The organism is Streptomyces sp. NPDC002057 (assembly GCF_040296665.1).
Taxonomy (GTDB): domain Bacteria; phylum Actinomycetota; class Actinomycetes; order Streptomycetales; family Streptomycetaceae; genus Streptomyces.
Window position 1 is genome coordinate 284,559 of the sequence record NZ_JBEOXR010000002.1, and the last position, 26,444, is coordinate 311,002.

At 74.0% G+C, this 26,444-nt stretch carries 21 protein-coding genes and 2 riboswitches; of the genes, 13 read left to right on the top strand and 8 right to left on the bottom strand.

Features of this window, described 5'->3' with window-relative positions; all coding sequences use genetic code 11:
• Nucleotides 1-45 precede the first annotated feature (45 nt).
• Nucleotides 46-1,506, bottom strand: a complete 1,461-nt coding sequence (locus ABT129_RS03090) for a multicopper oxidase family protein (RefSeq protein WP_351895823.1) — start codon at nucleotides 1,504-1,506, stop codon at nucleotides 46-48.
• Nucleotides 1,507-1,880: 374 nt separating this feature from the next.
• Between ABT129_RS03090 and ABT129_RS03095 the strand changes: the two genes are divergently transcribed.
• The 3 genes from ABT129_RS03095 to ABT129_RS03105 all read left to right on the top strand — a co-directional run bounded on the left by ABT129_RS03095 (nucleotide 1,881) and on the right by ABT129_RS03105 (nucleotide 4,064).
• Nucleotides 1,881-3,539: a SagB/ThcOx family dehydrogenase gene (locus ABT129_RS03095; RefSeq protein WP_351895825.1), complete on the top strand. Its 1,659-nt coding sequence runs from the start codon at nucleotides 1,881-1,883 to the stop codon at nucleotides 3,537-3,539.
• 141 nt (nucleotides 3,540-3,680) lie between these two features.
• Nucleotides 3,681-3,857, top strand: coding sequence for a thiazolylpeptide-type bacteriocin (locus ABT129_RS03100; protein WP_351895827.1), 177 nt, complete (start codon nucleotides 3,681-3,683; stop codon nucleotides 3,855-3,857).
• A 36-nt stretch (nucleotides 3,858-3,893) separates the two neighbouring features.
• Nucleotides 3,894-4,064 carry a thiazolylpeptide-type bacteriocin gene (locus tag ABT129_RS03105; RefSeq protein ID WP_015036315.1) on the top strand — a complete coding sequence of 57 codons (171 nt, stop codon included), beginning with the start codon at nucleotides 3,894-3,896 and terminating at the stop codon, nucleotides 4,062-4,064.
• Nucleotides 4,065-4,166: 102 nt separating this feature from the next.
• Here the strand turns inward: ABT129_RS03105 and ABT129_RS03110 are convergent, their stop codons facing one another.
• Nucleotides 4,167-4,730 carry a DUF7010 family protein gene (locus ABT129_RS03110; RefSeq protein WP_351895830.1) on the bottom strand — a complete coding sequence of 188 codons (564 nt, stop codon included), beginning with the start codon at nucleotides 4,728-4,730 and terminating at the stop codon, nucleotides 4,167-4,169.
• A gap of 235 nt (nucleotides 4,731-4,965) precedes the next feature.
• Here ABT129_RS03110 and ABT129_RS03115 point away from each other — a divergent pair, with 235 nt between their 5' ends.
• Genes ABT129_RS03115 through ABT129_RS03140 form a run of 6 tightly spaced genes read left to right on the top strand, consistent with a single transcriptional unit; the run spans nucleotide 4,966 to nucleotide 15,205 of the window.
• Entirely contained in the window at nucleotides 4,966-6,180 is a 1,215-nt protein-coding gene (locus ABT129_RS03115; protein ID WP_351895832.1) for a hypothetical protein, read from the top strand.
• Complete coding sequence (locus tag ABT129_RS03120; protein WP_351895835.1) at nucleotides 6,177-8,924, top strand: lantibiotic dehydratase; 2,748 nt, start codon at nucleotides 6,177-6,179, stop codon at nucleotides 8,922-8,924. The genes ABT129_RS03115 and ABT129_RS03120 overlap by 4 nt, the downstream gene beginning before the upstream one ends.
• Nucleotides 8,921-10,684 (top strand): amino acid adenylation domain-containing protein, encoded by a 1,764-nt coding sequence (locus ABT129_RS03125; protein ID WP_351895837.1) that lies wholly within the window; start codon nucleotides 8,921-8,923, stop codon nucleotides 10,682-10,684. The genes ABT129_RS03120 and ABT129_RS03125 overlap by 4 nt, the downstream gene beginning before the upstream one ends.
• A complete protein-coding gene (locus ABT129_RS03130; protein WP_351895839.1) occupies nucleotides 10,674-12,608 on the top strand; it encodes a TOMM precursor leader peptide-binding protein in 1,935 nt (644 codons plus the stop codon). The genes ABT129_RS03125 and ABT129_RS03130 overlap by 11 nt, the downstream gene beginning before the upstream one ends.
• Nucleotides 12,605-14,185, top strand: a complete 1,581-nt coding sequence (locus ABT129_RS03135) for a nitroreductase family protein (RefSeq protein WP_351895840.1) — start codon at nucleotides 12,605-12,607, stop codon at nucleotides 14,183-14,185. Before ABT129_RS03130 ends, ABT129_RS03135 begins: the two co-directional genes overlap by 4 nt.
• 12 nt (nucleotides 14,186-14,197) lie before the next feature.
• A complete protein-coding gene (locus ABT129_RS03140; RefSeq protein WP_351895842.1) occupies nucleotides 14,198-15,205 on the top strand; it encodes a thiopeptide-type bacteriocin biosynthesis protein in 1,008 nt (335 codons plus the stop codon).
• 91 nt (nucleotides 15,206-15,296) lie between these two features.
• On the opposite strand, the gene ABT129_RS03145 is transcribed toward ABT129_RS03140, so the two are convergent.
• Together ABT129_RS03145 and ABT129_RS03150 are read right to left on the bottom strand one after the other, a co-directional pair.
• The gene (locus ABT129_RS03145; protein ID WP_351895845.1) at nucleotides 15,297-16,127 is read right to left on the bottom strand and encodes an ABC transporter permease; all 831 of its coding nucleotides are present in this window, start codon (nucleotides 16,125-16,127) and stop codon (nucleotides 15,297-15,299) included.
• Nucleotides 16,124-17,113 carry an ABC transporter ATP-binding protein gene (locus ABT129_RS03150; protein ID WP_351895846.1) on the bottom strand — a complete coding sequence of 330 codons (990 nt, stop codon included), beginning with the start codon at nucleotides 17,111-17,113 and terminating at the stop codon, nucleotides 16,124-16,126. Before ABT129_RS03150 ends, ABT129_RS03145 begins: the two co-directional genes overlap by 4 nt.
• A 220-nt stretch (nucleotides 17,114-17,333) precedes the next feature.
• On the opposite strand from ABT129_RS03150, the gene ABT129_RS03155 reads away from it, so the two are divergent.
• Nucleotides 17,334-18,662: an FAD-dependent monooxygenase gene (locus ABT129_RS03155; protein ID WP_502981634.1), complete on the top strand. Its 1,329-nt coding sequence runs from the start codon at nucleotides 17,334-17,336 to the stop codon at nucleotides 18,660-18,662.
• Nucleotides 18,663-18,890: 228 nt separating this feature from the next.
• Here the strand turns inward: ABT129_RS03155 and ABT129_RS03160 are convergent, their stop codons facing one another.
• The 4 genes from ABT129_RS03160 to gcvT form a co-directional block, all read right to left on the bottom strand.
• Nucleotides 18,891-20,261, bottom strand: coding sequence for an L-serine ammonia-lyase (locus ABT129_RS03160; RefSeq protein ID WP_351895850.1), 1,371 nt, complete (start codon nucleotides 20,259-20,261; stop codon nucleotides 18,891-18,893).
• Between the two features lie 146 nt (nucleotides 20,262-20,407).
• Nucleotides 20,408-21,667 carry a serine hydroxymethyltransferase gene (glyA, locus tag ABT129_RS03165; RefSeq protein WP_351895853.1) on the bottom strand — a complete coding sequence of 420 codons (1,260 nt, stop codon included), beginning with the start codon at nucleotides 21,665-21,667 and terminating at the stop codon, nucleotides 20,408-20,410.
• A gap of 32 nt (nucleotides 21,668-21,699) precedes the next feature.
• Nucleotides 21,700-22,080 carry a glycine cleavage system protein GcvH gene (gene gcvH / locus ABT129_RS03170; RefSeq protein WP_055601182.1) on the bottom strand — a complete coding sequence of 127 codons (381 nt, stop codon included), beginning with the start codon at nucleotides 22,078-22,080 and terminating at the stop codon, nucleotides 21,700-21,702.
• 77 nt (nucleotides 22,081-22,157) lie between these two features.
• Nucleotides 22,158-23,279: a glycine cleavage system aminomethyltransferase GcvT gene (gcvT, locus tag ABT129_RS03175; RefSeq protein ID WP_351895855.1), complete on the bottom strand. Its 1,122-nt coding sequence runs from the start codon at nucleotides 23,277-23,279 to the stop codon at nucleotides 22,158-22,160.
• Nucleotides 23,280-23,338: 59 nt separating this feature from the next.
• Nucleotides 23,339-23,464: riboswitch (glycine riboswitch) on the bottom strand.
• A 1-nt stretch (nucleotide 23,465) separates the two neighbouring features.
• A riboswitch (glycine riboswitch) is annotated at nucleotides 23,466-23,564 on the bottom strand.
• A gap of 151 nt (nucleotides 23,565-23,715) precedes the next feature.
• Between gcvT and ABT129_RS03180 the strand changes: the two genes are divergently transcribed.
• From ABT129_RS03180 to ABT129_RS03190, 3 genes are all read left to right on the top strand, one after another.
• Nucleotides 23,716-24,378, top strand: coding sequence for an AAA family ATPase (locus ABT129_RS03180; protein ID WP_351895857.1), 663 nt, complete (start codon nucleotides 23,716-23,718; stop codon nucleotides 24,376-24,378).
• Between the two features lie 149 nt (nucleotides 24,379-24,527).
• The gene (locus tag ABT129_RS03185; RefSeq protein WP_351895860.1) at nucleotides 24,528-25,268 is read left to right on the top strand and encodes an enhanced serine sensitivity protein SseB; all 741 of its coding nucleotides are present in this window, start codon (nucleotides 24,528-24,530) and stop codon (nucleotides 25,266-25,268) included.
• Nucleotides 25,269-25,325: 57 nt separating this feature from the next.
• Nucleotides 25,326-26,117, top strand: a complete 792-nt coding sequence (locus ABT129_RS03190) for an enhanced serine sensitivity protein SseB C-terminal domain-containing protein (RefSeq protein WP_351895862.1) — start codon at nucleotides 25,326-25,328, stop codon at nucleotides 26,115-26,117.
• Nucleotides 26,118-26,444 lie beyond the last annotated feature (327 nt).

Consider the following 26,444-nt stretch of genomic DNA (forward strand, 5'->3'; position numbering starts at 1 on the left):
CTCCTTTCCGAAAGAGAGAGGGGAGAGAGGGGGCGAGGGAATTCCTCAGGAGACGCGCATCTGCGCCATCATTCCCATGGCGCTGTGGTCGATCATGTGGCAGTGGTAGGGAAAGACCCCGCGGTGCGTGTCGAAGGTCAGCTGGAGTTTCGCGGTCTGCCCCGGGAAGAGCAGGACGGTGTCCTTGAGTCCGGCCTCCGCCGGATAGACCGGCATTCCGTCCCGTTCGAGAATCCGGAACTGCACCAGATGGGTGTGGAAGTTGTGCGGGACGGTGGTGCTGGTGTTCTTGACCGTCCACACCTCGGTGGTGCCCCAGGCGATCTCGGTGTCGATCCGGTCGTGGTCGAAGGTCTTCTCGTTGATGTACGCGAGGTGGCCCGTGCCCGGCTCGTCCATCCGCAGCTCGAAGCTCCGCTCGACGGTCGGTGCGGGCAGCGGCGGCAGGGTGGTCAGGACGTCCGGCACCCGGCTGGTGTCGGCGACCTTCTCCTCGACGTCGAAGCGCATGATCTGCCCGACGAGCTCGGTCGGCCCGGGGCCCAGCATGTTCGCCAGGGTGACCTGGGTGCCCGGGGCGTACCGCGAGAAGTCGACGACGAAGTCGGCGCGCTCGCCGGGGGAGAGGACGATCACCGGCGAGGGCGCGGGCGCCGGCAGCAGGCCGCCGTCCGAGCCGACGTGGATGATCGGGCTGCCGTCGGAGAGCGCGAGGACGAAGATGCGCAGGTTGCAGGAGTTGACCATGCGGAAGCGGTACTTGCGGGCCTTGACCTTCAGGTACGGCCAGGGGGCCCCGTTGACCAGCATCGTCGTGCGGTTGAGGGCGTCGTCCATCGTGTAGAGCATCTGCCCCGCCGCGTCGAAGTGCGCGTCCCGCAGGATCAGCGGCACCTCGTACGGCCCGGAGGGGAGTCCGAGCCCGTCCTCGGCCTCGTCGCCGAGGAGGTAGAGCCCGGAGAGGCCCCGGTAGACGTGCTCGGACTCCATGTGGTGGGCGTGGTCGTGGGTCCACAGCGTGGCGCCCACCTGGCGGTTGGCGTACACGTACGTCTTCGACCGCCCCGGCTGGATCAGGTCCATCATCCCGCCGTCCTGGTCCTGCGGGTTGTTCCCGCCGTGGAGGTGGACCGAGGTCGGCGCGGAGAGCCTGTTGACCTGCTTCACGACCGTCGTGCGGCCGCTGCGGGCCCGGATGGTGGGGCCGGGGAAGGTGCCGTTGTACGTCAGGACCTCGGTCCTCGGGCCGGGCAGGATCTGGACCCTCGCCCGGCGCATGACGACCTCGTAGTAGTCGGCCGACCGGGTCCTGCGGTACGGCGCGAGGACCCGCGGCCGCGGCAGCGGCACGGTGAACGGGGTGACCGCGGGCGGGCCGGGGGTCGGCTCGGCGGCCACCGCCGGGGTCCCGGAGGTGAGGCTCTGGAACACCCCGCCGGCCGCGCCGACAGCGCCGACGGCACCGGCGGTGAGTCCGAGTCGTATCGCATGGCGGCGAGAGAACACAGCGGATTCCTAACGTGACGGTTTTCCGGGAACGGTGGTGAATTCGCTCTCCGAGCATGAGCGCGACCGGGCGGAACTCCGAGCGGGTTCGCGCCGGTACTTGCATGTGTCACGCGATCGATGACCTCGGTCATTCACCCCGGTGGGGAAGGGAATCGGGCGCTCCGGGATGACGGGAGTCACGGCGCGGAATGCCGCCCGTCACGCGCTTCCCGGGAAATGTCACCGATTTCGGCGGCCGTGGATCGGGGCCGGGTACCGGGCGCGAGAGTGGGGCCCGGCGTCTGCCCTGCGTACGGCGCCTTCCCGTCCGCCGGCCCCCGGGCCGCACGGCCCCGGCGCCGGACCGTCATCCTCGCGCACCCGGAGGCACCGTGCAGACCACGCAGACCGCGCAGACCACGCAGAGCGCCCAGACAGCTCCAGACAGGAGGCGACCCGCTCGGCGGGAACCCGAAGCCGCGCCCCCGCCGCCGTCCGGCGCGCCGGCCCCCGTGTCGCCCGTCCTCGAACCCGCCCTCGCCGTACCGGCGTTCACCGGTGGCGTCCGCCTCCTCTTCTCGGGGGGAGGCGCGGAGGGAGGGCCCGGCGGGGACGACGGCGGCGATGCCGTCACCCTCGCCGGGCCCGCGACCTCACTCGCCGTCCGGCCCGTCCGGGGCGGTGTCCGGACCGCCCTGGAGCGGCTCGCCGAAGGGCCCCTGCCCGCCGAGGAGTTGTACGCGGGCCTCCGTCCCGCCGAGCGCGTCCAGTTCGAGCGGGTCCTCGACCGCGCCCGGCACCTGGTGGCCCACGCCGTCCTCGCCAGGGACGGGGGCCGGGAGCTCCTCCGGCTCGAACCGGTGGCCCGCGACGCCGCCCACCGCCCCGTCGCCGTCCCCGCGGGCGCGACCGTCCGCCTCTCCCGCTTCGCCTTCTGCCGTACCCGCGAGGGCGCCCTCGTCCTGGAGTCGCCGCTCGTGAAGTTCCGGGCCGTGCTCACCGACCCCGCCGCCCGGAGCCTGGCCGCGGCGCTCGGCGAGCCCGGCGACCCCGGCCGCCTCGGCGCGGACGCCGGGCTCGACGCGGCCGGCACCGCCGACGTCCTCGGGCATCTCGTCGGTGCGGGATTCGCCGAACTCGCCGACGAGAACGGCGTCTTCGCCTCGGACGGCGAACCCGTCCTGCGCCAGTGGGACTTCCACGACCTCCTCTTCCACTCGCGCGTCCGCTCCGGCCGGTACGACGACGTGTTCGGCGCCGTCTACCCCCACCGGGGCGTCGTGGAGCCCCGGCCGGCGGTGCGCCCCGTCCCCGAGGGGCCCTCCGTCCCGCTGTACCGGCCGACCCGGGAGGAGATCGCGGCGCACGACCCCTCCCTCACCACGGCGATCGAGACCCGGCGCTCCATCCGGGGCTACGGCGACCAGGAGATGACCGCGCGCCAGCTCGGCGAGCTGCTCTACCGCGTCGCCCGTGTCCGCGCGCACTACACGCCGGAGCCCGGCAGCGAGCGCGACGAGGTCGTCTCCCGGCCGTACCCGAGCGGCGGCCAGGGGTACGAGCTGGAGCTGTACGTCACCGTACGGCGCTGCGAGGGCCTGGCCCCCGGCATCTACTACTACGACCCCGTCGGCCACCGGCTGGTCCTGCGCAACGAGGAGGAGGCCGACCGCGAGTCCCTCTTCCACGTCGCCTCCCGCGCCACCGGGATGGAGGCGCGCCCCGACGTCCTGATCACCGTCACCGCCCGCTTCCAGCGCATGGCGTGGAAGTACCGGGCCATCGCCTACGCGACCACCCTCCGGCACACGGGCGTGCTCTACCAGACGATGTACCTGGTCGCGACGGCCCTGGGCCTGGCCCCGTGCGCCCTCGGCAACGGCGACGCCGACATGTCGGCGAGGGTCCTGGGCCTGGACTACCTCCAGGAGTCCTCCGTGGGCGACTTCCTGCTCGGCAGCCGGCGCCCGGACGACTCCGTCGCAGGTGAGCCGGGGGAGGGCTGGCGCATGCTCAACAGCCCCGAGTGGTCCCTGCCTGGTCATCCATGAGCCTGCCGGCGTGACGCCGGTTATTCCGGGCGTGATAAACGTCAGGCGGCGCTCGGAAAGGCTGGTGCGGGAGAGGGCCGGTCAGCATTATTGGTGTTGCAGCCGAACGGTTGCCGAGAAGAATTCGGAAAGGAATTCAGAATGAGCATCGACGACATCAAGCAGGGCGACGACGCGGGCAAGGCGTTCGAGAACTTCGACGTCGACGAGCTGGAGACCCTCGAGGTCGCCCAGGGCGTGGCCCTCCCGGAGATGGGTGCCTCCAGCGGCTCGATCGGCACCTCGTCCTCCAGCTCCTCCACCTGCTCCGCCTGCTGAACGTCCCCCACCCGAAACGCTGAAAGGAAACACACCATGAGCATCGACGACATCAAGAACGGCGACGACGCGGCCTTCGACAACTTCGACGTCGCGGAGCTGGAGACCCTCGAGGTCGCCCAGGGCGTGGCCCTCCCGGAGATGGGTGCCTCCAGCGGCTCGATCGGCACCTCGTCGTCGTCCTCCTCCACCTGCTCGGCCTGCTGACCGGGTAACCGGGGCTGAACGCACGCACGAAGGATGCGACCGCCCGGCCCAGGCCGGGTGGCGCATCCTCGCGTGCGGGGGAGAGGGCTTCGGCCCGGGGCGTCAGCCCCGCAGGGCGACGTGGAAGGACGAGGCCCACAGCACGATCGCCGCGCCCAGGCCCACCACCGTACGGATCGTCTCCGCCGTGGTGCCGGCCGCCAGGACGGCGAGCCCCACCAGCGCGACCGCCGTCAGGAGGATGGCGGTCCACTTGTACTGCCCCTGGTCGAAGAGGCGGGCGAGCGGGAAGAAGTGCAGCCCGACGACCAGGCAGATCCCGACCGGGATGAACTCCGGGTGGCCCGAGGCGTTCGACGCGGCGATCACCGCGAAGATCGCCACCAGTTCGGCCATGTTGACCAGGCCGACCCCCCGGTTCCACTTCTCCGGCAGCCGTACGGGACGGGTCACCGGACCCGCCGTGCCCCGGAACGCCAGCACCACCGCGCCGGCCGTCACGGCGGCCGCGACGACCCCGACCGCGACGGACACGGGCACCGCCGCTATCCCCGAACCGCCCGCGAAGGCCCAGACGAGGGCGAAGACGGCGAGGACGATCGCGCCGCGACGGCGCAGATTACGCGTGAGCGCCAGGCACTCGGCGTCGGTGGTTTCCGTAGTCATGGCGCGGACCCTACAACGGCGGTCCGCGATGATCCGACCGCGTTGTCTATTTTCAGCCAGTCCGACTCGGCCGTGCTCGAACGGAGCCGTGGCCCGAGCGTCACGTAAAGCGTGACACATGTCAGCGCGGACCTCTTTTCCCTTTCGCGCCGCAATTCCGCCGGAACATGATGAAGGCCGGAAGTGAAAGCAAATCCCAGGACGTTGTTCTCGAATTCTCGGAAGGTGCGAAAGCATGGGGGTTGATGCGCTGGAGCGCACTGCCGTGAAGCCGGATTCCGACGGCCTGACGGGAGTGCGGCTGCACACACGGATGCCGGTCACACCGGCCTGGCTCGCCCGGTACGTCGTACCGGTCGCCCGCGCGCTGAACGAGGCGGGCGCTCCCGCCGTCCAGCTGCGCCGCGGATGGCTCCACGGGCCGCACGTCGACATCCTCGCCCGCGACGCCACCGGCGTCCCGGGCGGCGGCCCCGACTGGGAGGCGGTCCTGCGGGCCCTGGACGCCGGCCCCCTCGACCCGCCCCGGGCCCTCACCGAGGAGACCTACCTCGACCAGGCCCGCGAGTTCGGCCGCCTGGAGGCCGTGCAGCCGCCGTACCTGCCGCTGCGCGACCACGGCGCCGTCGAGCGGATCGCGTCCGGCGGCCCGGCAGGCGCCGCCGCCCGCGACCCGCGCCTCGACCGCTTCCGCACCGTCGTGCACGGGGCGCTGACGCCCGCGCTGCTCCGGACGGTCGACGGTCTCGCCGGCGAACCCGGCTCCGGCACCGTGCGCCTCGCCGAGGCCTTCGTCGCGCTCGCCGACACCCACACCCTCGGTCTCGGCTACGGCGTCTTCTCGCCCCGCTCCCACGTGGAGGCCTTCCTCGCCTGGGCCGCGCCCACCAAGGACGTGCGCCCCGTCTTCCGGCAGCGCCTCGACCGGGACGCGCCCGCGCTCCGCCGGGTCGTCGAGCAGCGGCTGAGCGGCGAGGTCTCCGCGACCGCCGCCGCCTGGCGCACCGGACTCGCCTACGGCGCCGGGGCCCTGGAGAGCGCGGTCGCCGCCGGGACCCTCACCCTCGACCTGCTCGACGGCGCCACCGCCGGGCTCGACCGCTCCGCGATGGGCCCGCCCGGGGCCACCGCGGTCGTGCCCCAGGGCGACCAGCCCGACAGCGACTTCCACCGGACCGTCGGCGAGGCCGGGGTGACCTCGGCCCCGTCCCCGTGGTTCGCCTCCTTCCGTCTCCTCACCAACCTCTTCTACGAGCAGCTGCCGCTGCTCACCGTCTCCCCGATGCAGCGCTACTACACCTGCTTCGCCGTCGCCGAGACGGTCGACGAGGTCCTCGGCGTCTCCTGGCGCGAGCGCGTCGCCGCGAACGCCCCTGCCGGGAAGACGAGTTCCGCCGCCCCCGCCCCGAGCCCCGCTCCGGGCGCCACCCCCGAGGGAGCCCTCCGATGACCGCCCCCGTGATCGGCATCCCGACGGAGCCGCGGCGCCCGCCCGGCCCGGCCCGCGGGGCGACGCCGCCCGCACCGACGCCCGAGCCCGTGACCGCCTCGACGCCCGGGCCCGTGACCGTACCGACGCAGGCGCCGGCCACCGGGACCCTCGCGACCGGGACCCCCGAGACCCCCGAGCCCCTCTGGTTCCTGCGGGTCAACCCGCTGCGCAGGACCCGGCTCGCCGACGCCGGGCTGCGCCGGCACCTCGTCCTCCTCACCGCCGCCGAGCAGACCCTCGCCGAGGCCTCCGCCGCCGCGTCCGACGAGCTGTACGAGCGGATCGGCGCCGCGACCGAGGACGCCGAACGGCGCGAACTGATCGCCCTGCGCCGCGCCGTGAACAGCGGCAAGGCCCCGAAGAAGGCGCCGCGGCCCGCGACCCCCGTGACCGACGCCTGGCTCGAAGCCCGCCGGGAGCGCGACCGGATCCGCGAGGAGCTCGTCGCCGGCTACCCCGACGCGGCCGAACGCGAGCGCGGCGTCCTCGCCGAACTCCTCGGCGACCCGGACCTGCTGCGCTCCCTCGCACTCCTCGCACCCGAGGTCCACCAGGAGGCCGAGCGCTACCGCGCGGCCGTCCGGGCCCCCGGCAGGGTCCCGTCCAAGTCCCGCAAGTCCGAGCGCGGACTCATCCAGTACGTGACCCGCGCCATGGTCCGTACGAGCCCGCTCGCCCGGTTCACGGCCGTCGGCATCGCCGAGCCCGACCCGGCCGCACCCGGCCCCGACGAGGCCGGCTTCCCCGGCGCGACCGCCTTCCCCGGCCTCGACCGCGTGATGCTCAACTACGTCCTCGGCGGACTGCCCGACCCCGCCGACCGGGCGATCGAGGAGATGTGGATCGGCCTTCCGCCGACCTCCGCGCCCGACCCGGCGGCCGGGAAGCTGTTCTTCCTGAAGCCCGCCCCCGAGGGGATGCGCCGCGCCGCCGTCTCCCTCGACGGCCCGGCGGGCGACCTCCTCGACGCCGTCTCCATGGGCCCCCGCCCCTTCCCGTCCGTCGTCGCCCACGTCGCCGAGCGCTCCGGCATCGCCGCCGAGGAGGCCGGCCAGAAGGTCCGCGGCGCCGTCGCCCAGGGCCTGCTCTGCACCTTCCACGAGGCCGAGGACGGCTCCACCGACTACGACGTCCTGCTCACCCCCGACGACCCCCGCCCGGTGACGAAGCGGCTCACCGACCGCGTCAGGGCCGGACTCCCCGCCTTCACCGCCGCACCCGCCGCCGAACGCGGCGCCGCCCTCGCCGAGTTGCGCGGCGCCCTCGGTGAACTCAGCCACGCCGCGGGCCGCCCCGCCCACGTCACGGTCGAGGAGGACTACGTGATGCCGCCGCTCACGGTGGCCACGGAGCCCTGGAAGGAGTCCCTGAAGGACCTCGGCCCGGCCGTCGAACTCCTCACCGTCTTCGACTGGCTGCACGACGTGCGGGTCCTCATGACCGCCGCGTTCGTCGAGCGGTTCGGCCCCGGCGCGAACGTCCCCCTCGCCGCCCACGCCCCCTTCGTCGTCGGGGAGGTCTCCCGCCGCGCCGCCGCCATGGCCGCCGTGTACGGCCCCGACGGTCCCGGCGACCCGACCGCGCTCAAGGGCATCGGCCCCGCCGACGGCTCCCTGGAGCGCATCTACGAACTGCGCCGCGAGGTCACCGAGACCCTCCACGCCCGCATCGGCGAGACCGTGGCACGGGGCGACGACACCCTCCGCATCAGCCCGGAGCAGGTCGAGGGCCTCACCGGCGACCTGCCGGAACGGTTCCGCCGCGACCCGCTGATCTACGGCATCCTGCTCCAGCGCGGCGACGGCCACCTCGTCCTCAACGACGGCCTGCCGGGCCACGGCATGCTCTACGCCCGCTTCCTGGAGGCCGACCGGCGCCTCGGCGGCCGCGCGCTGCCCCGCCTCGCCGAGCACGTACGCCGGGTGTACGGGTACGACGGCGCCCGCGTCACCGAGGACCTCGGCCTGCACCGCCTCAACGTCAACGCGCACACGCCGATCCTGCCCGGGGGTCTCACCCCCGACGACTGGTTCGGACTGCGCCTCGCCCACGACCCCGAGACCGACTCCCTGCGCGTCGAGGACGCCGAAGGCGCCCCGCTGCGGGTCCTGCCGCTCGGCACCGGCCACCCCGGCCTCTTCCCGCCGCCGCTCTCCGTCGCCTCCGGCCTCGCCATCAGCGGCCGCCTCTTCAACGCCCTCCCCAACAGCTGGCACGCCGCCACCCCCTGGGACAGGGCCACCACCCGCACCGCGCCCCGCATGGCCGTCGGCGAGGTCCTCATCGGACGGCGCCGCTGGTACGGGGGAGAGGAGCTGGGCACGGCCCTGGCCGCCGGGCCCGAGGAGCACGAGCGGCTCCTCGCCCTCAACGCCTGGCGCGCCAGGTACGGCGTCCCCGAGGAGGTCGTCGTCAAGACCGTCCCCGAGGACGAGGGCCCGCTCTCCGTCGGCGCCCCCGACATCCAGTCCAAGCGCCTCCAGCAGAAGCCCCAGTACGTGGACCTGAGCAGCGCGCTCGGCGCCCGCGTCCTGCCCCGGATGCTGGAACGGCGCGGCGCCGACACCGGCGGCAGCTACCTGGAGGAGGCGCTGCCCGGCGTCGTCGACGGCACCCACGCCACCGAGTGGGTCGTCGAGGTCGGCCGGACCGCCGGCGGCCGCTTCACCTACCACCCGACGCCCGAGGGGGAGGCGCGATGACCACGCTCAAGGCACGTCCCGACCTGCACTTCGCACCCGTCCCCGGCGGCGTCTACTTCAGCGGCGCCCGCGCCCGGTTCGTGCTGCGCGGCTCCGAGGTCCTGCACGCCGTCGCCCAGGGCTGCGTCCCGCTCCTGGAGGACGGCACCGACGAGGACGCGCTCGTCGCCGAGATCGGCACCGAACGCGCCCGCCCCGCCGTCCGCCTCCTCGTCGACAGACTCCGCGAGAACGGACTGCTCCTCGACCCGGCCGCGCACACCGCGCCCGAGCCGCCCGCCGACGTCCGGGCACGGCACGCCGAGTCGCTCGCCCGCCTCGAAGGACTCCTCGACGACCCCTACGGGGCCTTCGCCCGGCTCCGCGCCGCGACGGTCCTGGTCACCGGCCCGGCGACCGCGACCGGCCCGGCCGTGCGCGGTCTGCGCCGGGCCGGGATCGGCACGGTCCTCACACCCGACGACGGCCCCGCCGGCAGCCCGGACGCGGTGCTCGACATCCGCGAGGACGACGGGCCGTCCGCCACGACGACCGACGCGCCCCTCGTCGTCCCCGTCCTCCTCGGCTCCACCGGCGTCACGCTCGTCGGACCCGCCCTCACCGGCCCCGGACACCGGGCCGTCCGGGCCGCGTTCCACGACCGGGCCCGCGCCTGGGCCGCCGCCGAGTCCACCGCGCCCGCGCCCCGCCCCACGGCGGACGCGCTCGCCGGCGCCCTCGGGGCGCAGCTCCTCGTCGACACCCTCACGGGTACGGCGGACAGGGGCGAGGCGCATGTCGTGCACGGGACGGACCTGGTCTCCGACCGGGTGACCGTCGAGGGAGCCCACCAGGCGGCCGCGACCGGCCGACCGGGCTCCCTCCCCGAGGACCGCCCCACCCTCGGCGCCGCGCCCGCCGACCCCCGGCCCGCACCGGACGAGGCACGCGAGACGGCGGCCCCGCTCGCCGCGCGCTGGACCGGACCGCTCGCCCTCACCGAGGGCGCCGACCTCCCCCAGATGCCGCTCGCCCTGCGCGCCGCCGAGCTCCGTGCCGCCGGCCGCCCCACGACCACGGTCCTCGCCTGGGCCGCCCATCAGGAGACCGCCACCGCGGCGGTCACCCTGGCGGCCCTGCGGGCCCTCATCCCCGGGGCTCCCACCCCGGCGGCGGGTCCGCGCGCCCAGATCCCCGGGGCTCCCACCCCGGCGGCCGGGCTCACGCGGGAACACTGGCTCCTCGACGGCGCGTTGCGCCTGCTCGCCGAGGAGATCCAGCCCCGGCCGGCGAAGACCGCCACCCCGCACGTGCCGCCCGCGGCCCTCCCGGCGGGCGCTCCCGCCGTGGCCGCGGGCGGCGTGGCGTGCGAGGACCTCGACGCGGAGGGCCTGCGGATCCTCGCCGGACTCCGCGCCCTCCTGCCGCAGGAACCCGCGATACGGCTCCACTCCGTGCCCGGGCTCGACTGGCGGCTCGCCGAGGTGACCGCCGACGGCGCCGCCCTCGGCCGCGCCTGGGGCGCCGACGCGGCGGAGGCCGCCCGGAACGCCCTGTGCACCGCGCTGGCCCGGACCCAGACGGCCGACGGGGCCGGCACCGTCGACCCGCTCTCCACCGACGCCCTGCTCCTCGCCGACCGCCCCGCCCTGGACGCCCTCCGCGCCCGGCTGGCCGCCCGCTCCGGCACCACGTACCGGGGCCAGGCGCTCCGCCACGACCCGGTGCTCGGCGAGCTTCCCCTCTGGTACGGCCCCGTGGAGGCCCACGATGCCCACTGACACCCTCACTCCGCCCGCCGCCCTGACGTTCGGCCCCGGGCTCGACGCCCACCCCGCCGACGAGGCCTGGCGCGCGGCGCTCGACGGCCTCGTCGGCCTCCTTCCCGGGGGGACGGCCGCGGTCGACCGCGGCTGGCACCTCGACTGGGAGCGGGACCGCCTCGACGAGGCCGTCGTTGCCGGCCGGGCCCACCTCTCCGTCCGGCTCCTGGGCGACGAGGTCCTCGTCGGCCCGCTCTGGCGGCCCGGCACCGACGCGGGCTGCGCCGGCTGCGCCGAGGTCCGCGACCGCACCGTCCCCGACCACCCGCTGGCCGGTGACCTCCGGTACGCCACCACCGCCCCCGGGCCGGGCGCGCCGCTCCTCCCCGAACTGCTCCGGGCGACCCTGGAGCACCTGGTGGAGCGGCCGCTCGGGCCCGGCGAGCTCTTCTCGGTCTCGCCGCGCGGTCTGCGCCGCCACCGCGTCGCGCGCAGCTTCCACTGCCCGCTCTGCGGACCGGCGTACGAGCGGCTCGACGGTACGCGGACCCCGGCGCCGCTCGCCCTGAGCGACCGGCCCGCGTTCCCGGACGACGCCACCCGCACGGCGGCGAGCCGGCTCGTCGTGCGGGGCGTGCTCCAGGACCGTCTGGTCGACGACCGCTTCGGTCCCGTCCGCGCCCTCCTGCGCGAGTCCCGCGCCCCGTTCGCGATGAGCATGGCCGTGGTGCCGGACGCCCCGGCGATGGGCCACGGCCGGGCCCGTACCTTCGCCGAGACCGGACCGGTGGCGATCCTGGAGGCGTACGAGCGGCTCGCGGGCTTCCCGTACGACATCCCGGTCCTCACCGACCGCCCGTACGCGGAGGTCGCCGGCCACGCCGTCGACCCGGCCGGTCTCGGGCGGTACACGGCCGAGCAGCTCGCCCACCCGACCAGCAGGGCGACGCCGTTCGACGCGGACACCCCGATGGACTGGGTGTGGGGACACGACCTCGACGACGGGCGCCCGCTGCTCGTCCCCGCCGACCACGCCTTCTACCAGTACGAGTACCACCACCGCAGGGACCGCAGGGCCGCCCGCGCCGCCGGAACGCCCGGCCGCAAGCACTACTTCTACGAGTCGTCCAGCGGCTGCGCCGTCGGCGCCAACCTCGAAGAGGCCGCCCTGCACTCGCTGTTCGAGCTGGCGGAGCGGGACGCGTTCCTGCTCTCCTGGCACCGGGCCGCGCCCCTTCCGGCCATCACCCACTCCTCCCTCACCGACCCCACCAGCCGCGCCATGATCGAGCTGATGGAGTCGCGCGGCTTCGACGTCCACCTCCTCGTCGCCACCCAGGACATCGGCCTGCCGGTGGTGTGGGTGCTCGCGGTGAACCGGCTGAACCCCTTCCCCGCCACCTTCTCCTCGGCCGGCTCCGGCGCCGACCCGCGCTCCGCGATCCGCGGCGCCCTGCGCGAGGTCGCCCAGCTCGTCACCAACCCGGTCGACTGGACCCGCGAGGACGTCGAGCCGATGGTCGAGGACCCGTGGCTGGTCCAGGAGCTGGAGGACCACGTCCGCTTCTCCTCGCTCCCCGAGACCGCCGCCCGCGCCACCGCCGCCCTCGGCGGCCCCCGGGTCACCCTCGACGAGGCCTTCCCCGACTGGCCCGGCCGGATGGACCGCGGCTCCGGCGGCGACGTGCGCGGCGCCCTCGACCTCGTCCGCGGACTCTTCGCGGAGGCCGGGCTCGACCGGATCGTCCTCGTCGACCAGACCAGCCGCGAACACGCCGACGCGGGCATCCACGTGGCCCGCGCGGTCGTCCCCGGCATCGTCCCGATGTGCTTCGGCCACGCCCAGCAGCGGCTCGCCGGGCTGCCCCGGCTCACCGCCGCGCTGCGCGGCACCGGGCAGGAGCACCGGGCGATCCCCCTCGACCCCCACCCGTTCCCGTGACGGCCCCGCCGGCCCCGCGCGCCGCCGGGGCACCGCCCCGGCGCGGCCCCGTGGACCTGCCGGGCCCCGAGGGCGACAACAGCATCGCCCGCGAGCCCCTCTGGTACGCGTACGGGGCGGGGGACGACGCACCCGAGGCGCCCCCGTGGACCTGGGTGCCGCAACCGCCGCCCGACACCCACGTCCCGCCCCCGCCACCGCGCGGGGGCGGCCCGCGCCACGCCCTGCCTCTCGGCACCCACGACCGGCTCGCGGCCCTGCCGTACCCGGCGCTGCCGCCGTCGGGGACGGCCGAGGGCGGCGCGGCGGGAGCGGGCGGCCGGGGCGGCGCGGCCGAACCGGTCGGGGTCCGGCTCGGCCGCGCCCTCGTCACCGCCTTCGGGCCGCAGCGCCGGGAGCCGGAGAACCCCTACAACGACCACCGGCCGTACGCCTCGCCCCGTTGCCTCTTCCCCGTCCACGCCTTCGTGGACGGGGGTACGGGCATGCCGTGGCGCCTCCTGGAACCGGACCGGCACGCCCTCACCGGCGCACCCGGGGAGCCCGCCCGGAACGTCGTCCTCACCGGCCGGTACACCACCGTCCCGCCCGCCTACCAGTGGTTCCGCGGCTCGCTCGTCGCCATCGAACTCGGCTTCGTGCTGAGGGCGTTGAGCCTCGGACTCGAACTCTTCGAGGTGCCCGCCCGGCTGCGGCTGCCCGGCGCGGACGCCCACGCCCTGCTGCCCGCCCTCGGCCTCGACGACGCCTGGGCCTGGTCCCTGCCGTTCGTCGTCGAGCTGGACGGCGGGGGAGCGCGGGCCCGGGAGGCGGAACCCGTCCCCGGACCGCCGGCCCACCTCGGCCGTACCGACCCCGCCCTCGCCGCGCTGATCCGCGTCAACCGGGAGCAGACGTACGGCGGCGCGCCCGCCCCGCTCACCACGGCCGTCCCGGCGGGCCTCGGCCCCTCGGCGACCGTGCCGGACTGGGCCGAGCTCCTGTGGCGGCGCCACTCCGGACGCATGCCGCGCGCCCTGCACGGCATGAGCGGCCGTCGCCGGAGCGTGCCCGCCGAGGCGCTCGACAGCGCGGCCCGCTGGCTCTCCGTCCCCCCGCCGGGACCCGAACTGGCCGCCGCCTTCGAGGCGGTGAAGGTCACCGCCGTGGTGCGGGGCGTCGAGGGACGGGCCGACGGGGTCCACCTGCTGCGGGACGGCGTCGCGCACCTGCTGCGCGCCGACGCGACCGCGCCCGAGCGCCTGGAGGAGCGGTACGGCTACGGCGTCTCGCCCGTCAACGGCTGCGGCATCCGCGACGCGCCGCTCACCGTGTTCCTGTCGGTGCGGACCAGGGAGCTCTTCGAGCGCCTCGGGGCCGCCGGCTGGGGCGCCGTGCAGCACGCCGCCGGGTGGGCCGCGCACGGGCTCTGCCTGTCCGCCGCCGCCTCCGGCCTCTTCGCCCGCCCCGTGCGGGCCTTCAAGGAGATCCCCACCCAGCGCGTCCTCGGCCTGGACCCCGACGAGATGATCGTCCTGTCCGTGGTCGTGGGAGTGCCGCAGGACACCGGCGGCGCGCTGCTCGACCTCAGACTCTGAAGGAGCGTCCCCGTGACCCCGACCCCGACCCCGACGTCGACCCCGCCCCCGGCTCCAGCTCCGGCCCCCACGTCGTCCGCCCCGCAGCGGCCCGACTGGACCGCCTGGCACCTCCACCTCGGCACCACGGCCCGGTCGGCACACGACCGGGTCGTCACCGATGTCATCGGCCCCACCGTCCGCGAACTCGCCCCCGGCACGCCGTGGTTCTTCATCCGCTACTGGCAGTCCGGCCCCCATCTGCGGCTGCGCGTGGGCGACCTCGACGCCGACGCGCGGGCCCGCGTCGAGGCCGCCCTCACCGCCCGCCTCGCCGTCGCCGGCGCGCCCGCCCCGGGCGAGGAGCCGCTCGACCCCGCCGCCTACCGCAGCGGGGCCGAGCGGCTCGCCGCCGCGGGCGAGACCGGCGAGAACACCTCCGTGAAGGCGCTCCTGCCCCCCGGCGTCCACCCGGCCGTCTACGAGCCGGAGTCCGACCGCTACGGCGGCCCGGCGCTCCTGCCCGCCGCCGAGTCCCTCTTCGAGCTGTCCAGCACCCTCGTCCTCGCCGCCCTGCCCAAGGTGGGCAGCGAGCGGCAGCGGGCCGTGCTCGCCCTGCGCGGCACCGTCGCGGTCGCCGCCGCCCTGGGGGACCCGGCGGAGCGCGCGTTCTACTACGCCCACGGCCTCGGCGCCTGGCGCGCCTGGGCCGCCGAGGCCGGCCACCCGGCCGGGCTCCTCGACACGATCACCCGGGTCGAGGGGGCGGTGACCCTCGACCCGGGCGCCCACGGCCCATTCGCCGGCTGGCACGCCCGGATCGCCGCCCACGCGGACCGGATCAGGGAGCAGTCCCCGGTCCACCCGGGCATGGTCCTCTTCTCGCACGCGCACATGCTCCACAACCGGCTCGGCCTGAGCCTCCTGGAGGAGCTGCGCACGTACGCGGTCCTGGCCCACGCCTTCCCCCTGCCGGCGGACGCCGCCGCGCACACCCCCGTACCGCACGGCACCGATCCCTCCGCGGTGCCCGTCCCCTGACCCCGCCCCCCCACGGGGTCACGAAAGGCCCGGCCGGTTCCCCGGCCGGGCCTTTTCGTGGTGCTCGTCGTGCGGGTCGTACCGGCGCGTCCTACTCGGGGCGCGGGTCCCAGCGGAAGCTGCGGACGGCGATCAGGGCGCCGACGACACCCCAGGCGGCGAGGACCGCGAGGTCCCGCCACTGGAAGCCGGCGTCCTGCGTGAAGAGCGCCAGCATCGCGTCGTTGAACGGCTTCACGGGCAGCAGGCCCGCGATGGTGTTGAGCAGCTCGGCGTGGATCGGGAAGTAGCTGCCCGAGATGAAGACCAGCGGGAACTGGATGAACTGCACGACCGCCGGGGCCGCCTCGGAGTTCTTGATCAGCGAGGCCACACCGACGCCGAGGGCGCAGAAGCTGGCCGCGCCGAGCACCAGGGTCAGCAGCACCGCGCCCCAGTGGGTGGGCAGGTCGACGCCGTAGAGCGCGCCGATGCCGAAGACCAGGGCGACGTCCACGATGCTGACGACGACGCAGTGCACGAGCAGGCCCGCGAAGTAGACCCAGGCGGGCAGCGGGGTGGCGTGCAGCCGCTTCAGCACCCCGGTCTGCCGGCGCATCGCGAGCACGATCGCCAACTGGCCGTAGCAGGCGCCGAGTACGGACACGGCGGCGATCACCGGCGTGTAGTACTGCATGCCGGTCAGGCCGAAGAAGAAGTCCTGGCCCTCGCTGCCGCTGAAGACGGCGCCGAAGATGCCGATGATGACGATCGGCAGCACGAAGGTGAAGACCATCGACTGGGGGTTGCGCCAGAACGACAGCTGCTCGTACCGGATCTGATGGCCGAGCAGGGCCAGCGCGTTGCGCGCGGGCGGTGAGTCCGCGCGCCGCGCCGAGGCCGCCGGGGCGGTCTCGGTGGTCGGGGGGATCAGGGTGGTCATGAGCGGCTCCGTCCGGGTCGGCGTCCTCGTCCTGCGGGCGCCTTGCGCTCCCGCGCGGACGACGGCGAGGAGGCTTCCTGCTGTACGTACTCGCTGGTCAGGCTCAGGTAGACGTCCTCGAGGGTCGGCTGCTCGACGGTCAGCCGGTCCAGCGGCGTGCCCCGGTCGAGCGCCCAGCCGGTGAGCCGGTGCAGCGCGGCGGTCGGCTCGGTCGTCCCGGCCGTCACCAGGCCGTCCTCCGCATCGCTCACCGGCAGGGGTACGTCGGCGAGCGCGGCGCCGGCCGGCAGCGCGAAGCGGATCCGGGTCTGGGCGCTGTCGCGTCCGCCGAGCGTGTCCGGCGTGCCCGAGGCGACGATCCTGCCCTCGGCGATGACCACGACGGAGTCGGCCAGCGCCTGGGCCTCGTCCATGTAGTGGGTGGTGAGGACGATGGTGGTGCCGTCGTCGCGCAGATTGCGCACGACGTCCCAGGCGCCGCGGCGGGCGTTCGGGTCGAAGCCCGTGGTGGGCTCGTCCAGGAAGAGCAGCTTCGGCCGGCCGACGACGCCGAGCGCCAGGTCGAGCCGGCGCTTCTGGCCGCCGGACAGGTCCTTGACCTTGGCGCCCTTCTTCTCGTCCAGGCCGACGAGGTCGAGGAGTTCGTCGACGTTCCGCGGGTCCGGGTAGTAGCCGGCGTTCCGGGCCACGGTCTCCCGTACCGACAGGTAGGGCTCCACGGCGATGTCCTGGAGCACCAGGCCGACCTGGCCGCGCAGCCAGTGGCCGTCGGCCTTGACGCCCGGGTCGCGCCCGAGGACCTCGACGCGTCCGCCGTCGCGGTCGCGGAATCCCTCCAGGATCTCCAGGGTGGTGGTCTTGCCCGCGCCGTTCGGCCCGAGCAGGGCGAAGATCTCGCCCTCGGCGACGGTGAAGTCGACGCCGCGCACGGCCTCGTGGTCGCCGTACCGCTTCTGCAGGCCTTCGACGGCCACCGCGGCGGTCACCGCGGTCCCTCGGCTCGTGTCACTGTGTGCCTCCCGGCGTGGTGGTGGGACGTCGTGGGGTCGTCGCCCGCAGACGGACTCCGGGGCGCCGCCTCGACGTTAGGCGCGGGGACGTGACCCGGAGCGGGCGCGCGGGGGCGGCGGTGACGGACGTCATGGAAGCCGCGACAGTTGTCAGCGCGGGGCGTGACCCGCGTTGCCGGGGGCGGGTGGGCCGCCCATGCTCGGGGTGCGGCGGACGGCCGGGCTGCGGGAGACCGCGGCCGGTGACGCCGACGGTGCCGACACAGCAGCGACGCGGAAGGCGGTCTCAAAGGTGCGGTTCGGGGATCTGGACGAGTGGGGAGCGGAGGAGCGGCCGCACGTCTCGGTGGTCGGTGCCGGCATCGGCGGACTGACGCTGGCCGGTGCGCTCTCCTCCATGGGCATTCCGTACACGGTGTACGAACAGACGCGGCGGCTCGCGGAGGTGGGAGCGGGGGTCCAGCTCTCGCCCAACGCGGTGCGGCCGCTGCTGCGGCTCGGCCTCGGCCCGGCCCTGCGCGAGCGGGCGGTGGCCATCGAGGCCATGGAGGTACGGGGGTGGAGCGGGCGGCCGATCGCCCGGACGCCGCTCGGCGCGGAGTGCGAGCGGATGTTCGGCGCCCCGTACTACGCGGTGCACCGGGCGCACCTCCACGACGCGCTCCTCTCGCTCGTCGACGACGGCGGCCTCAAGCTCGGCGAGCGCCTGAGCGAGGCCCGGGAGACGGAGCCGGGGGAGAACGGCGACGGGGTACGGCTCACCTTCGAGGACGGGACCGTCCGCGGGGCGGAACTGGTCGTGGGCGCCGACGGCATCCACTCCACGGTCCGCGAGGCCTTCCGGCGCGACGAGCCCGAGTTCTCGGGCCTCGGCATCTACCGGGGCCTGGTGCCCGTGGACCGGCTCCCGGACGCTGCCCGCGCGCCTCTGGTGCGCCTCTGGCTCGGCCCGGGCGGGCACTTCGTGTGCTACCCGGTCGCGGCGGGGGAGTACCTGAGCTTCGCGGCGACGGTGCCGATGGCGGAGTCGCCGGGCGAGTCCTGGTCGGCCCCGGGCGATCCGGAGGCGCTGCGCCGGGTGTTCGGCGGCTGGACCGGTCTGGTCGCGGACGTGGTGGGGGCCGTGGAGACGACCCTCCAGTGGGCGCTGCACGACCGTCCGCCGCTGGACGTGTGGTCCTCGCGGCGGCTGACGCTGCTCGGCGACGCGGCCCACCCGATGCTGCCGTTCATGGCGCAGGGCGCGAACCAGGCGGTGGAGGACGCGATGGACCTGGCGGCCTGTCTGGCCGATCCGGCGGCGGCGACGACCGCGGCCCGGCTCGACCGGTACCAGTCGCTGCGGATTCCCCGTACGGCGGAGATCCAGCGCGGTTCGCGGGGCAACGCGGGCATCCTGCACCTGCCCGACGGTCCGGCGCAGCGGCGCCGGGACGCCCGGATGGCGGTCCACGCGGCGCTGCGGGACCGGGCGATGCTGTACGCGCACGAGACGGGCAGGAGCGTGGTGCCGGCCCCGGCGTGACGGCAGACGGGCCGAGGATTGGCCTAGACCTATTGTGCGGTGCTGTTCGCGACGGTACGTTCGTCCCGGCCGCGCAGCCGGCACGTCCGCGAGCCCTTCGACCCGACCCGCCCGAACGTGTGAGCGCTCCGGGTGAGGCCCCGACCCGGACCCCGGGCCGGGCGGCGGCGGCCGCCCGGCCCGGGGCCCGTCAACGGACCGGCACCGTCGGGGCGACCGTTCCGGACCTCAGCACTCGATGATGTTCACCGCGAGACCGCCGCGGGCGGTCTCCTTGTACTTCACGCTCATGTCGGCGCCCGTCTCCTTCATGGTCTTGATGACCTTGTCGAGGGAGACCAGGTGGCTGCCGTCGCCGCGCATCGACATCTTCGCCGCCGTGACGGCCTTCACCGCCGCCATGCCGTTGCGCTCGATGCACGGGATCTGCACGAGGCCGCCGACCGGGTCGCAGGTGAGGCCCAGGTTGTGCTCCATGCCGATCTCGGCGGCGTTCTCCACCTGCTCCGGGGTGCCGCCCAGGACCTCGGCGAGCGCGCCCGCCGCCATCGAGCAGGCCGAGCCGACCTCGCCCTGGCAGCCGACCTCCGCGCCGGAGATGGAGGCGTTCTCCTTGAAGAGCATGCCGACCGCGCCCGCCGCCAGCATGAAGCGCACGATGCCGTCGTCGTCCGCGCCGGGCACGAAGTTCATGTAGTAGTGCAGGACGGCCGGGATGATGCCGGCCGCGCCGTTCGTCGGGGCGGTGACCACCCGCCCGCCCGCCGCGTTCTCCTCGTTCACGGCCATCGCGTAGAGGGTGATCCACTCCATGGAGTGGGCCGCCGGGTTGCCCTCGGAGCGCAGCTTGCGCGCGGAGTTCGCGGCGCGCCGGCGCACCTTCAGACCGCCGGGCAGGATGCCCTCGCGGGACATGCCGCGCGAGACGCAGGACTGCATGACCCGCCAGATCTCCAGCAGGCCCTCGCGGATCTCGTCCTCGGTCCGCCAGGCCTTCTCGTTCTCCAGCATCAGCGAGGAGATCGACAGGCCCGTCTCCTTCGCGAGGCGCAGCAGCTCGTCGCCCGTGCGGAAGGGGTACTTCAGGACGGTGTCGTCCGGCACGATCGGGTTCTCGCCCGCCACGGCGTCCTCGTCGACGACGAAGCCGCCGCCGACCGAGTAGTACGTCTTCTCCAGTATCAGCGCGCCCTCCGCGTCGTACGCGAAGATCGTCATGCCGTTGGCGTGGTACGGCAGCGCCTTGCGCCGGTGCAGGATCAGGTCGGCGTCGAAGTCGAAGGGGATCTCGTGCGCGCCGAGCAGGTTGATCCGGCCGGTCGACCTGATCCGCTCGACCTCGTCGTCCGCCGTCTCCACGTTCACCGTGCGCGGCGAGCTGCCCTCCAGGCCGAGGAGGACCGCCTTCGGGGTGCCGTGGCCGTGTCCGGTCGCGCCGAGCGAGCCGTACAGCTCCGCCCGGACCTTCGCGGTGTGGGCGAGCAGGCCCTCGTTCTTCAGGCGGCGGGCGAACATCCGGGCCGCGCGCATCGGCCCCACCGTGTGGGAGCTCGACGGGCCGATGCCGATCGAGAACAGGTCGAAGACCGAGATGGCCACGGGTGGACTCCTTGTGGGGGCTAGACGCCGTTGTCTGCCGGGGTGGAGCAGAGAAGCGCATACGTGAGGACATGGCATGGGGCACCGCGCTCACTGTCCAGTGTGCGCGGTGCCCCGGAGGTTCGTACGAACAAAAGCGTACGAAATTACTTCAGGCCGGGGTACAGCGGGTGCTTGTCGGCGAGCGCCGTCACCCGGGCCTTCAGCGATTCGGCGTCGAAGCCCGGCTTCAGGGTCTCCGCGATGATGTCGGCGACCTCGGTGAAGTCCTCGGCCCCGAAGCCGCGGGTGGCCAGCGCCGGCGTGCCGATGCGCAGACCCGAGGTGACCATCGGCGGGCGCGGGTCGTTCGGAACGGCGTTCCGGTTGACCGTGATGCCGACCTCGTGGAGACGGTCCTCGGCCTGCTGGCCGTCCAGCTCGCTGTCGCGCAGGTCGACGAGGAGCAGGTGGACGTCCGTACCGCCGGACAGGACCGAGACACCGTGCGCGGTGACGTCGTCCTGGACCAGACGCTCGGCGATGATGCGGGCGCCGTCCAGGGTGCGCTGCTGGCGCTCCTTGAACTCCTCCGTGGCCGCGACCTTGAAGGAGACGGCCTTGGCCGCGATCACGTGCTCCAGCGGGCCACCCTGGAAACCGGGGAAGACGGAGGAGTTCAGCTTCTTCGCGAACTCCTTCTTCGCCAGGATGATGCCGCCGCGCGGACCGCCGAGGGTCTTGTGCGTGGTGGAGGTGACCACGTCCGCGTACTCGACCGGGTTCGGGTGCAGACCGGCCGCGACGAGACCCGCGAAGTGGGCCATGTCGACCCACAGGAAGGCCTCGACCTCGTCGGCGATCCGGCGGAACTCGGCGAAGTCCAGCTGACGCGGGTAGGCGGACCAGCCCGCGATGATCACCTTGGGGCGGTGCTCCTTGGCGAGGCGCTCGACCTCGGCCATGTCGACCAGACCGGCCTCGTCCACGTGGTACGCGACCACGTTGAACTGCTTGCCGGAGAAGTTCAGGCGCATGCCGTGGGTGAGGTGACCGCCGTGCGCCAGGTCCAGACCCAGGATCGTGTCGCCGGGCTGGGCGATCGCGAAGAGGGCGGCCTGGTTCGCGGAGGCGCCGGAGTGCGGCTGGACGTTGGCGTACTCGGCGCCGAAGAGGTCCTTGATCCGGTCGATCGCGATCTGCTCGGCGACGTCGACGTGCTCGCAGCCACCGTAGTAGCGGCGGCCCGGGTAGCCCTCGGCGTACTTGTTGGTGAGGACGGAGCCCTGCGCCTCCATGACGGCGACCGGAGCGAAGTTCTCCGAGGCGATCATCTCGAGGGTGGACTGCTGACGGCGGAGCTCGGCGTCGACGGCGGCGGCGACGTCGGGGTCCAGCTCGTGGAGGGGAGTGTTCAGAAGCGACATGAATCGATCCCTAAGGGGTCTCGGGCCCGGTCTCAGTTCCCGGCGGAGAACGCGGTGTACTCGTCGGCGGAGAGCAGCTCGTCCGGCTCACCCGCGACGCGCACCTTGAACAGCCAGCCACCCTCGAACGGAGCCGTGTTCACCAGGGACGGGTCGTCCACCACGTCCTGGTTGGCGGCGACGACCTCACCCGTGACGGGGGAGTACAGGTCGCTCACGGACTTCGTCGACTCCAGCTCGCCGCAGGTCTCGCCCGCGGTGACCGTGGAGCCGACCTCGGGGAGCTGGGCGTAGACGACGTCACCGAGCGCGTTGGCGGCGAACTCCGTGATGCCGACGGTCGAGACGCCTTCCTCGGCGTCCGACAGCCACTCGTGCTCCTTGGTGTAGCGCAGCTGCTGGGGGTTGCTCATGGCCTGATTCTCCTGGATCGGGGGAGTGCTGATGAACGTGGGTCTTGCGGGGTGAGACGCGAAGTGAGACGGATACGTCACTTCTGGCGCTTGTAGAACGGCAGCGCCACGACCTCGTACGCCTCGTGGGTGCCACGGATGTCCACACCTACACCCTGGGTGCCGGGCGTGGCGTGCGCTGCGTCCACGTACGCGATGGCGATCGGCTTTCCGAGGGTCGGCGACGGGGCGCCGGAGGTGACCTCGCCGATCACCACGCCGTCCTTGACGACGGAGAAGCCGGCGCGCGGGACCCGGCGGCCCTCGGCGACCAGGCCGACGAGCTTGCGCGGCGGGGCGGTCTCGGCGCGCTCGGCGGCCTTCTCCAGCGCCTCGCGGCCGACGAAGCGACCCTCGTTGGTGGTCTTCTCGAACTTCACGACCCGGCCCAGGCCCGCGTCGAAGGGGGTGAGCGCGGTGGTCAGCTCGTGGCCGTACAGCGGCATGCCCGCCTCCAGGCGGAGCGTGTCACGGCAGGACAGGCCGCAGGGGATCAGACCGACCGGGGCGCCCGCCTCGGTCAGCGCCCTCCACACGCCCTCGGCGTGCTCGGGCTTCAGGAACAGCTCGAAGCCGTCCTCGCCGGTGTAGCCGGTACGGGCGATCAGGGCCGGCACGCCCGCGACCGTGCCGGGCAGACCGGCGTAGTACTTCAGACCGTCCAGGTCGGCGTCGGTCAGCGACTTCAGGATGCCGGGGGACTCCGGGCCCTGGACCGCGATCAGGGCGTACGCGTCACGGTCGTCCCGGACCTCGGCGTCGAAGCCCGCCGCGCGCTCGGTCAGCGCGTCCAGGACGATCTGGGCGTTGGAGGCGTTGGCGACGACCATGTACTCCGTGTCCTGGAGCCGGTACACGATCAGGTCGTCGAGGATGCCGCCGTCCTCCTGGCAGATCATCGTGTAGCGGGCACGGCCGACGCCCACCGTGGAGATGTTGCCGACCAGGGCGTGGTCGAGGAGCTCCACGGCCTGCGGCCCCGTGACGGTGATCTCGCCCATGTGGGAGAGGTCGAAGAGACCCGCCTTGGTGCGGACGGCGATGTGCTCGTCCCGCTCGCTGGCGTAGCGGAGCGGCATGTCCCAGCCCGCGAAGTCGGTCATGGTCGCGCCCAGCGAACGATGCAGGGCATCGAGGGCGGTCAGACGGGCAGTGCTCATGGGGTGGCTCCCGGGTCCCAAGGGCGGTTCGGTGACGAAACACATGACGGGCGAGGACGTCCTCCCCATCTGTCATGGAACCTGAGAGGTTCACCGAGAGCATCTCGTCGCCGTGAGAACGGCACCGGGAGATCGGCTTGCACCTTGGGTGGGGACACGTCGGGGTGTCCCGCTTTTCAGATCTGCCTCATCCACGCGGTACGGGGCCTGAGAGATTCAAGGGAGGGTCTTGCTCCTTCGGCGTCCGGACACGTACGGCGTCCGGAACTCTCCCGCGCGGATTCGAGCGGCCGGTATGCGATTGTGTGGCGACTGTGCGCGCCTGGCGCGCACATCATTGCACGCGAGCCCGGCGGGGCATATCGCTTGTGTCTCATTACCGTTTCTTTACACTTTGTGGGCAAGGGTCTTCTCAGGCCCGGCAGGGGGAGAAGCGATGAGGTTCCAGCACACCGGCGCGTACGCGCCGAGTACCGGCATACCGTCCCAACGGGCCCGCGCCAGGACCCGCGGCCGCGGCCGGCTCCTGCGCGACCTGCGCGAGCGCGGCGGCCGGGGCCCCCGCGCCCTCACCTTCGCCGCCGGGGACCTCGTGGTCGTCTCCGGGCTGCCCGGCAGCGGCAAGTCCACCCTCATGAAGCGCGCCGCCGAGGGCACCGGCATCGACTCCCAGGACACCCGCGAGCGCTGGGAGGCCCGGATGCCCCGCTTCCTGCCGTACGCCGTCTACCGCCCCCTGGTCCGGCTCGCGCACTACGCCGGACTGCGCCGCGCCCTGCGCTCCGGCGCGAGCGTGGTCGTGCACGACTGCGGCACCCAGTCCTGGGTGCGCGGCTGGCTCGGCCGCGCGGCCCGCCGCCGGGGCAGATCCCTCCACCTGGTCCTGCTCGACGTCGCCCCGGACACCGCCCGCGAGGGACAGCGCTCCCGCGGCCGGGGGGTCTCCTCCTACGCCTTCGCCCGGCACCGGCGGGCCGTCGGCCGGCTCGTCGCGGCCGCCGAGTCCGGCCGCCTGCCGCACGGCTGCGCCTCCGCGACCCTCCTCGACCGGGACGCGGCGGACTCCCTGCGGAGGATCGGCTTCCGCGACGCCGTCTGAGGGGGGCTCCCGGCCCGCGAGGTGCCGGACCTCCCGTCCCCGGGAGCGCTCGTACCCTTGTCTTCTGGCCACACCGGCTCCGGGGCGGCGTTAGGGTGCTGCCCGGGGCGGCCGGTGCGGCAGGCCGTGCGAGAGGGGACGAGGGGACCGTGGACGTGACGTGGCCGGGCAACGAGCTCGAAGAGGTCCTTGCCGCCTCACTCGGCAACCCCGAGGCGGGCGGACGCCTGGTCGAGGTGCTCGGCCGCAGCCCCGTCTGGGTGCCCCTGCCCAACGGCGGCGGACCCGACAGCCGTGACCTCGACCTCGCGACCCTGGAGATAGACGGCGCGGCCTACGTCCCCGTCTTCAGCTCCGAGCAGCAGTTCCTCGCCTGCGTCGGCGGCCACATGTCCTTCACCGTCGCCCCCGCCCGCGACTTCGCCCGCGGTCTGCCCCCGCAGCTCGGCATCGCCGTGAACCCGGGCGGCACCGTCGGCGTCCCGCTGCCCCCGCCCGCCGTGGCGGAACTCTGCCGCTCCGGCCGCACCCCGCTCGACGGACCCGCCACCGGCGGCCGCGTCCGCCTCTTCGAGCCCGACTGGCAGGACGACCCCGTCGACTTCCTCGCCGCTGCCTCCGCCGAGTTCGAGGCCGTCGGCGTCGTCACCACCGCCCGCCGCGCCCTCGCCAGCGTCGAGGGCACCGAACCCGCCCTCTTCGTCGGCGTCCAGCTCGCCGCCTGGGACGGCGTCGACCGCAACGCGCCCCTGGACGCCCTCGGCCGCGCCCTGGGCCGGGTCGAGGTCGCCTGGCCGGTCAACCTCATCCTGCTCGACATGGCGCAGGACCCGGTCGGCGACTGGATGCTGGAGCGCGTGCGCCCCTTCTACCAGCGCGCCGCCGTGTGACCGGCCCCATGTTTAAGCTGAACTGATTCGGTGGACGGAAGAGGGGCGGGACCCAGGGTGAGCGCGTCAGGCACCGCTGCGGCCGGAACGGTCGAGCACATGCTGCGCCAGGTGGCACCCGGACGCTACGACGCGTACGAGCAGCTGCTGCACGCCCTCGCCGACGGCGAGCTCTGGATGCTGCTCTGGCAGGGCTCGCCCGGCTCGTCCGACGCCCAGTACGGGAACATGGAGGTCGACGGCTTCGGCTACGCGCCCTGCGTCACCTCCGCCCAGGAACTGGCCGCCTCCGGCTGGCACCGCGCCCACGAACTCGTCACCGGCCGCGAGATCGCCCGCGCCCTCTACCCCGACCGCTGGGGAGTCTGGCTCAATCCGCACGCTCCCGGCGGCGGCGTCGGCATCCCCTGGGCCGACCTGCGCCGGATCGCCACCGGCCTCGACCGGATGCCCGCGGGACCGCTGCGGGTCACCGAACCCACCCTGGAACTCCCGCAGTTCTACGCCCTGCTCACGCAGAACGCGCACCGCACCCCGGCCGTCCGCGCCCTGCGCCGCGGCTGGGTGCAGCCCGCGCTGGGCTCCCCGTACCTGGTCATCGGCCTCGACCTGTACGACACCTCCGCCGCGGCCGTCGACAACGTCCGCGCGATGATGCGCCAGTCGATCGGTGCCGTACCCGACGGGCTGCCCGTCTCGACGGTCGCCCTCTCCGACGCGTACGACCCGGTGGCGCTCTGGCTGCGCGCGAACGGGCGCCCCTTCTACGACCGAGAGGCGCACGCGGGGCGCGGCTCCGCGCCCGCCCCGGGGTACGGATACCCGCCACCGGCTCCGTCCGGATACTGAGACGTACGCCTTCCCGCGCTCTGCCCACCGGCCTCCGGAGTTCGCTCCGGAGGCCGTCGTTCGCCCCAATTCAGCACGCCGAACGCCCGGTTGAGCGACATGTCCGTTTGAGGGGAAGAGGCCCCGAGTTGGTCCGCTCAGGTGATCGCGACGTCCGGATAACGGAAGTCGCAGCACCGCATCACGTTTGAGCAAACATTCCTCGTCAGGGCTGGCGGGTGATCACAAGCGCATTGAAGACTCCCCGGAACACCGGGCGTTCGGCTCCTTTCGAGCAAGTGCCCAGCATGTTGTTCCACCGAGCCGCTACCCGCGGCGGGCAAGGGC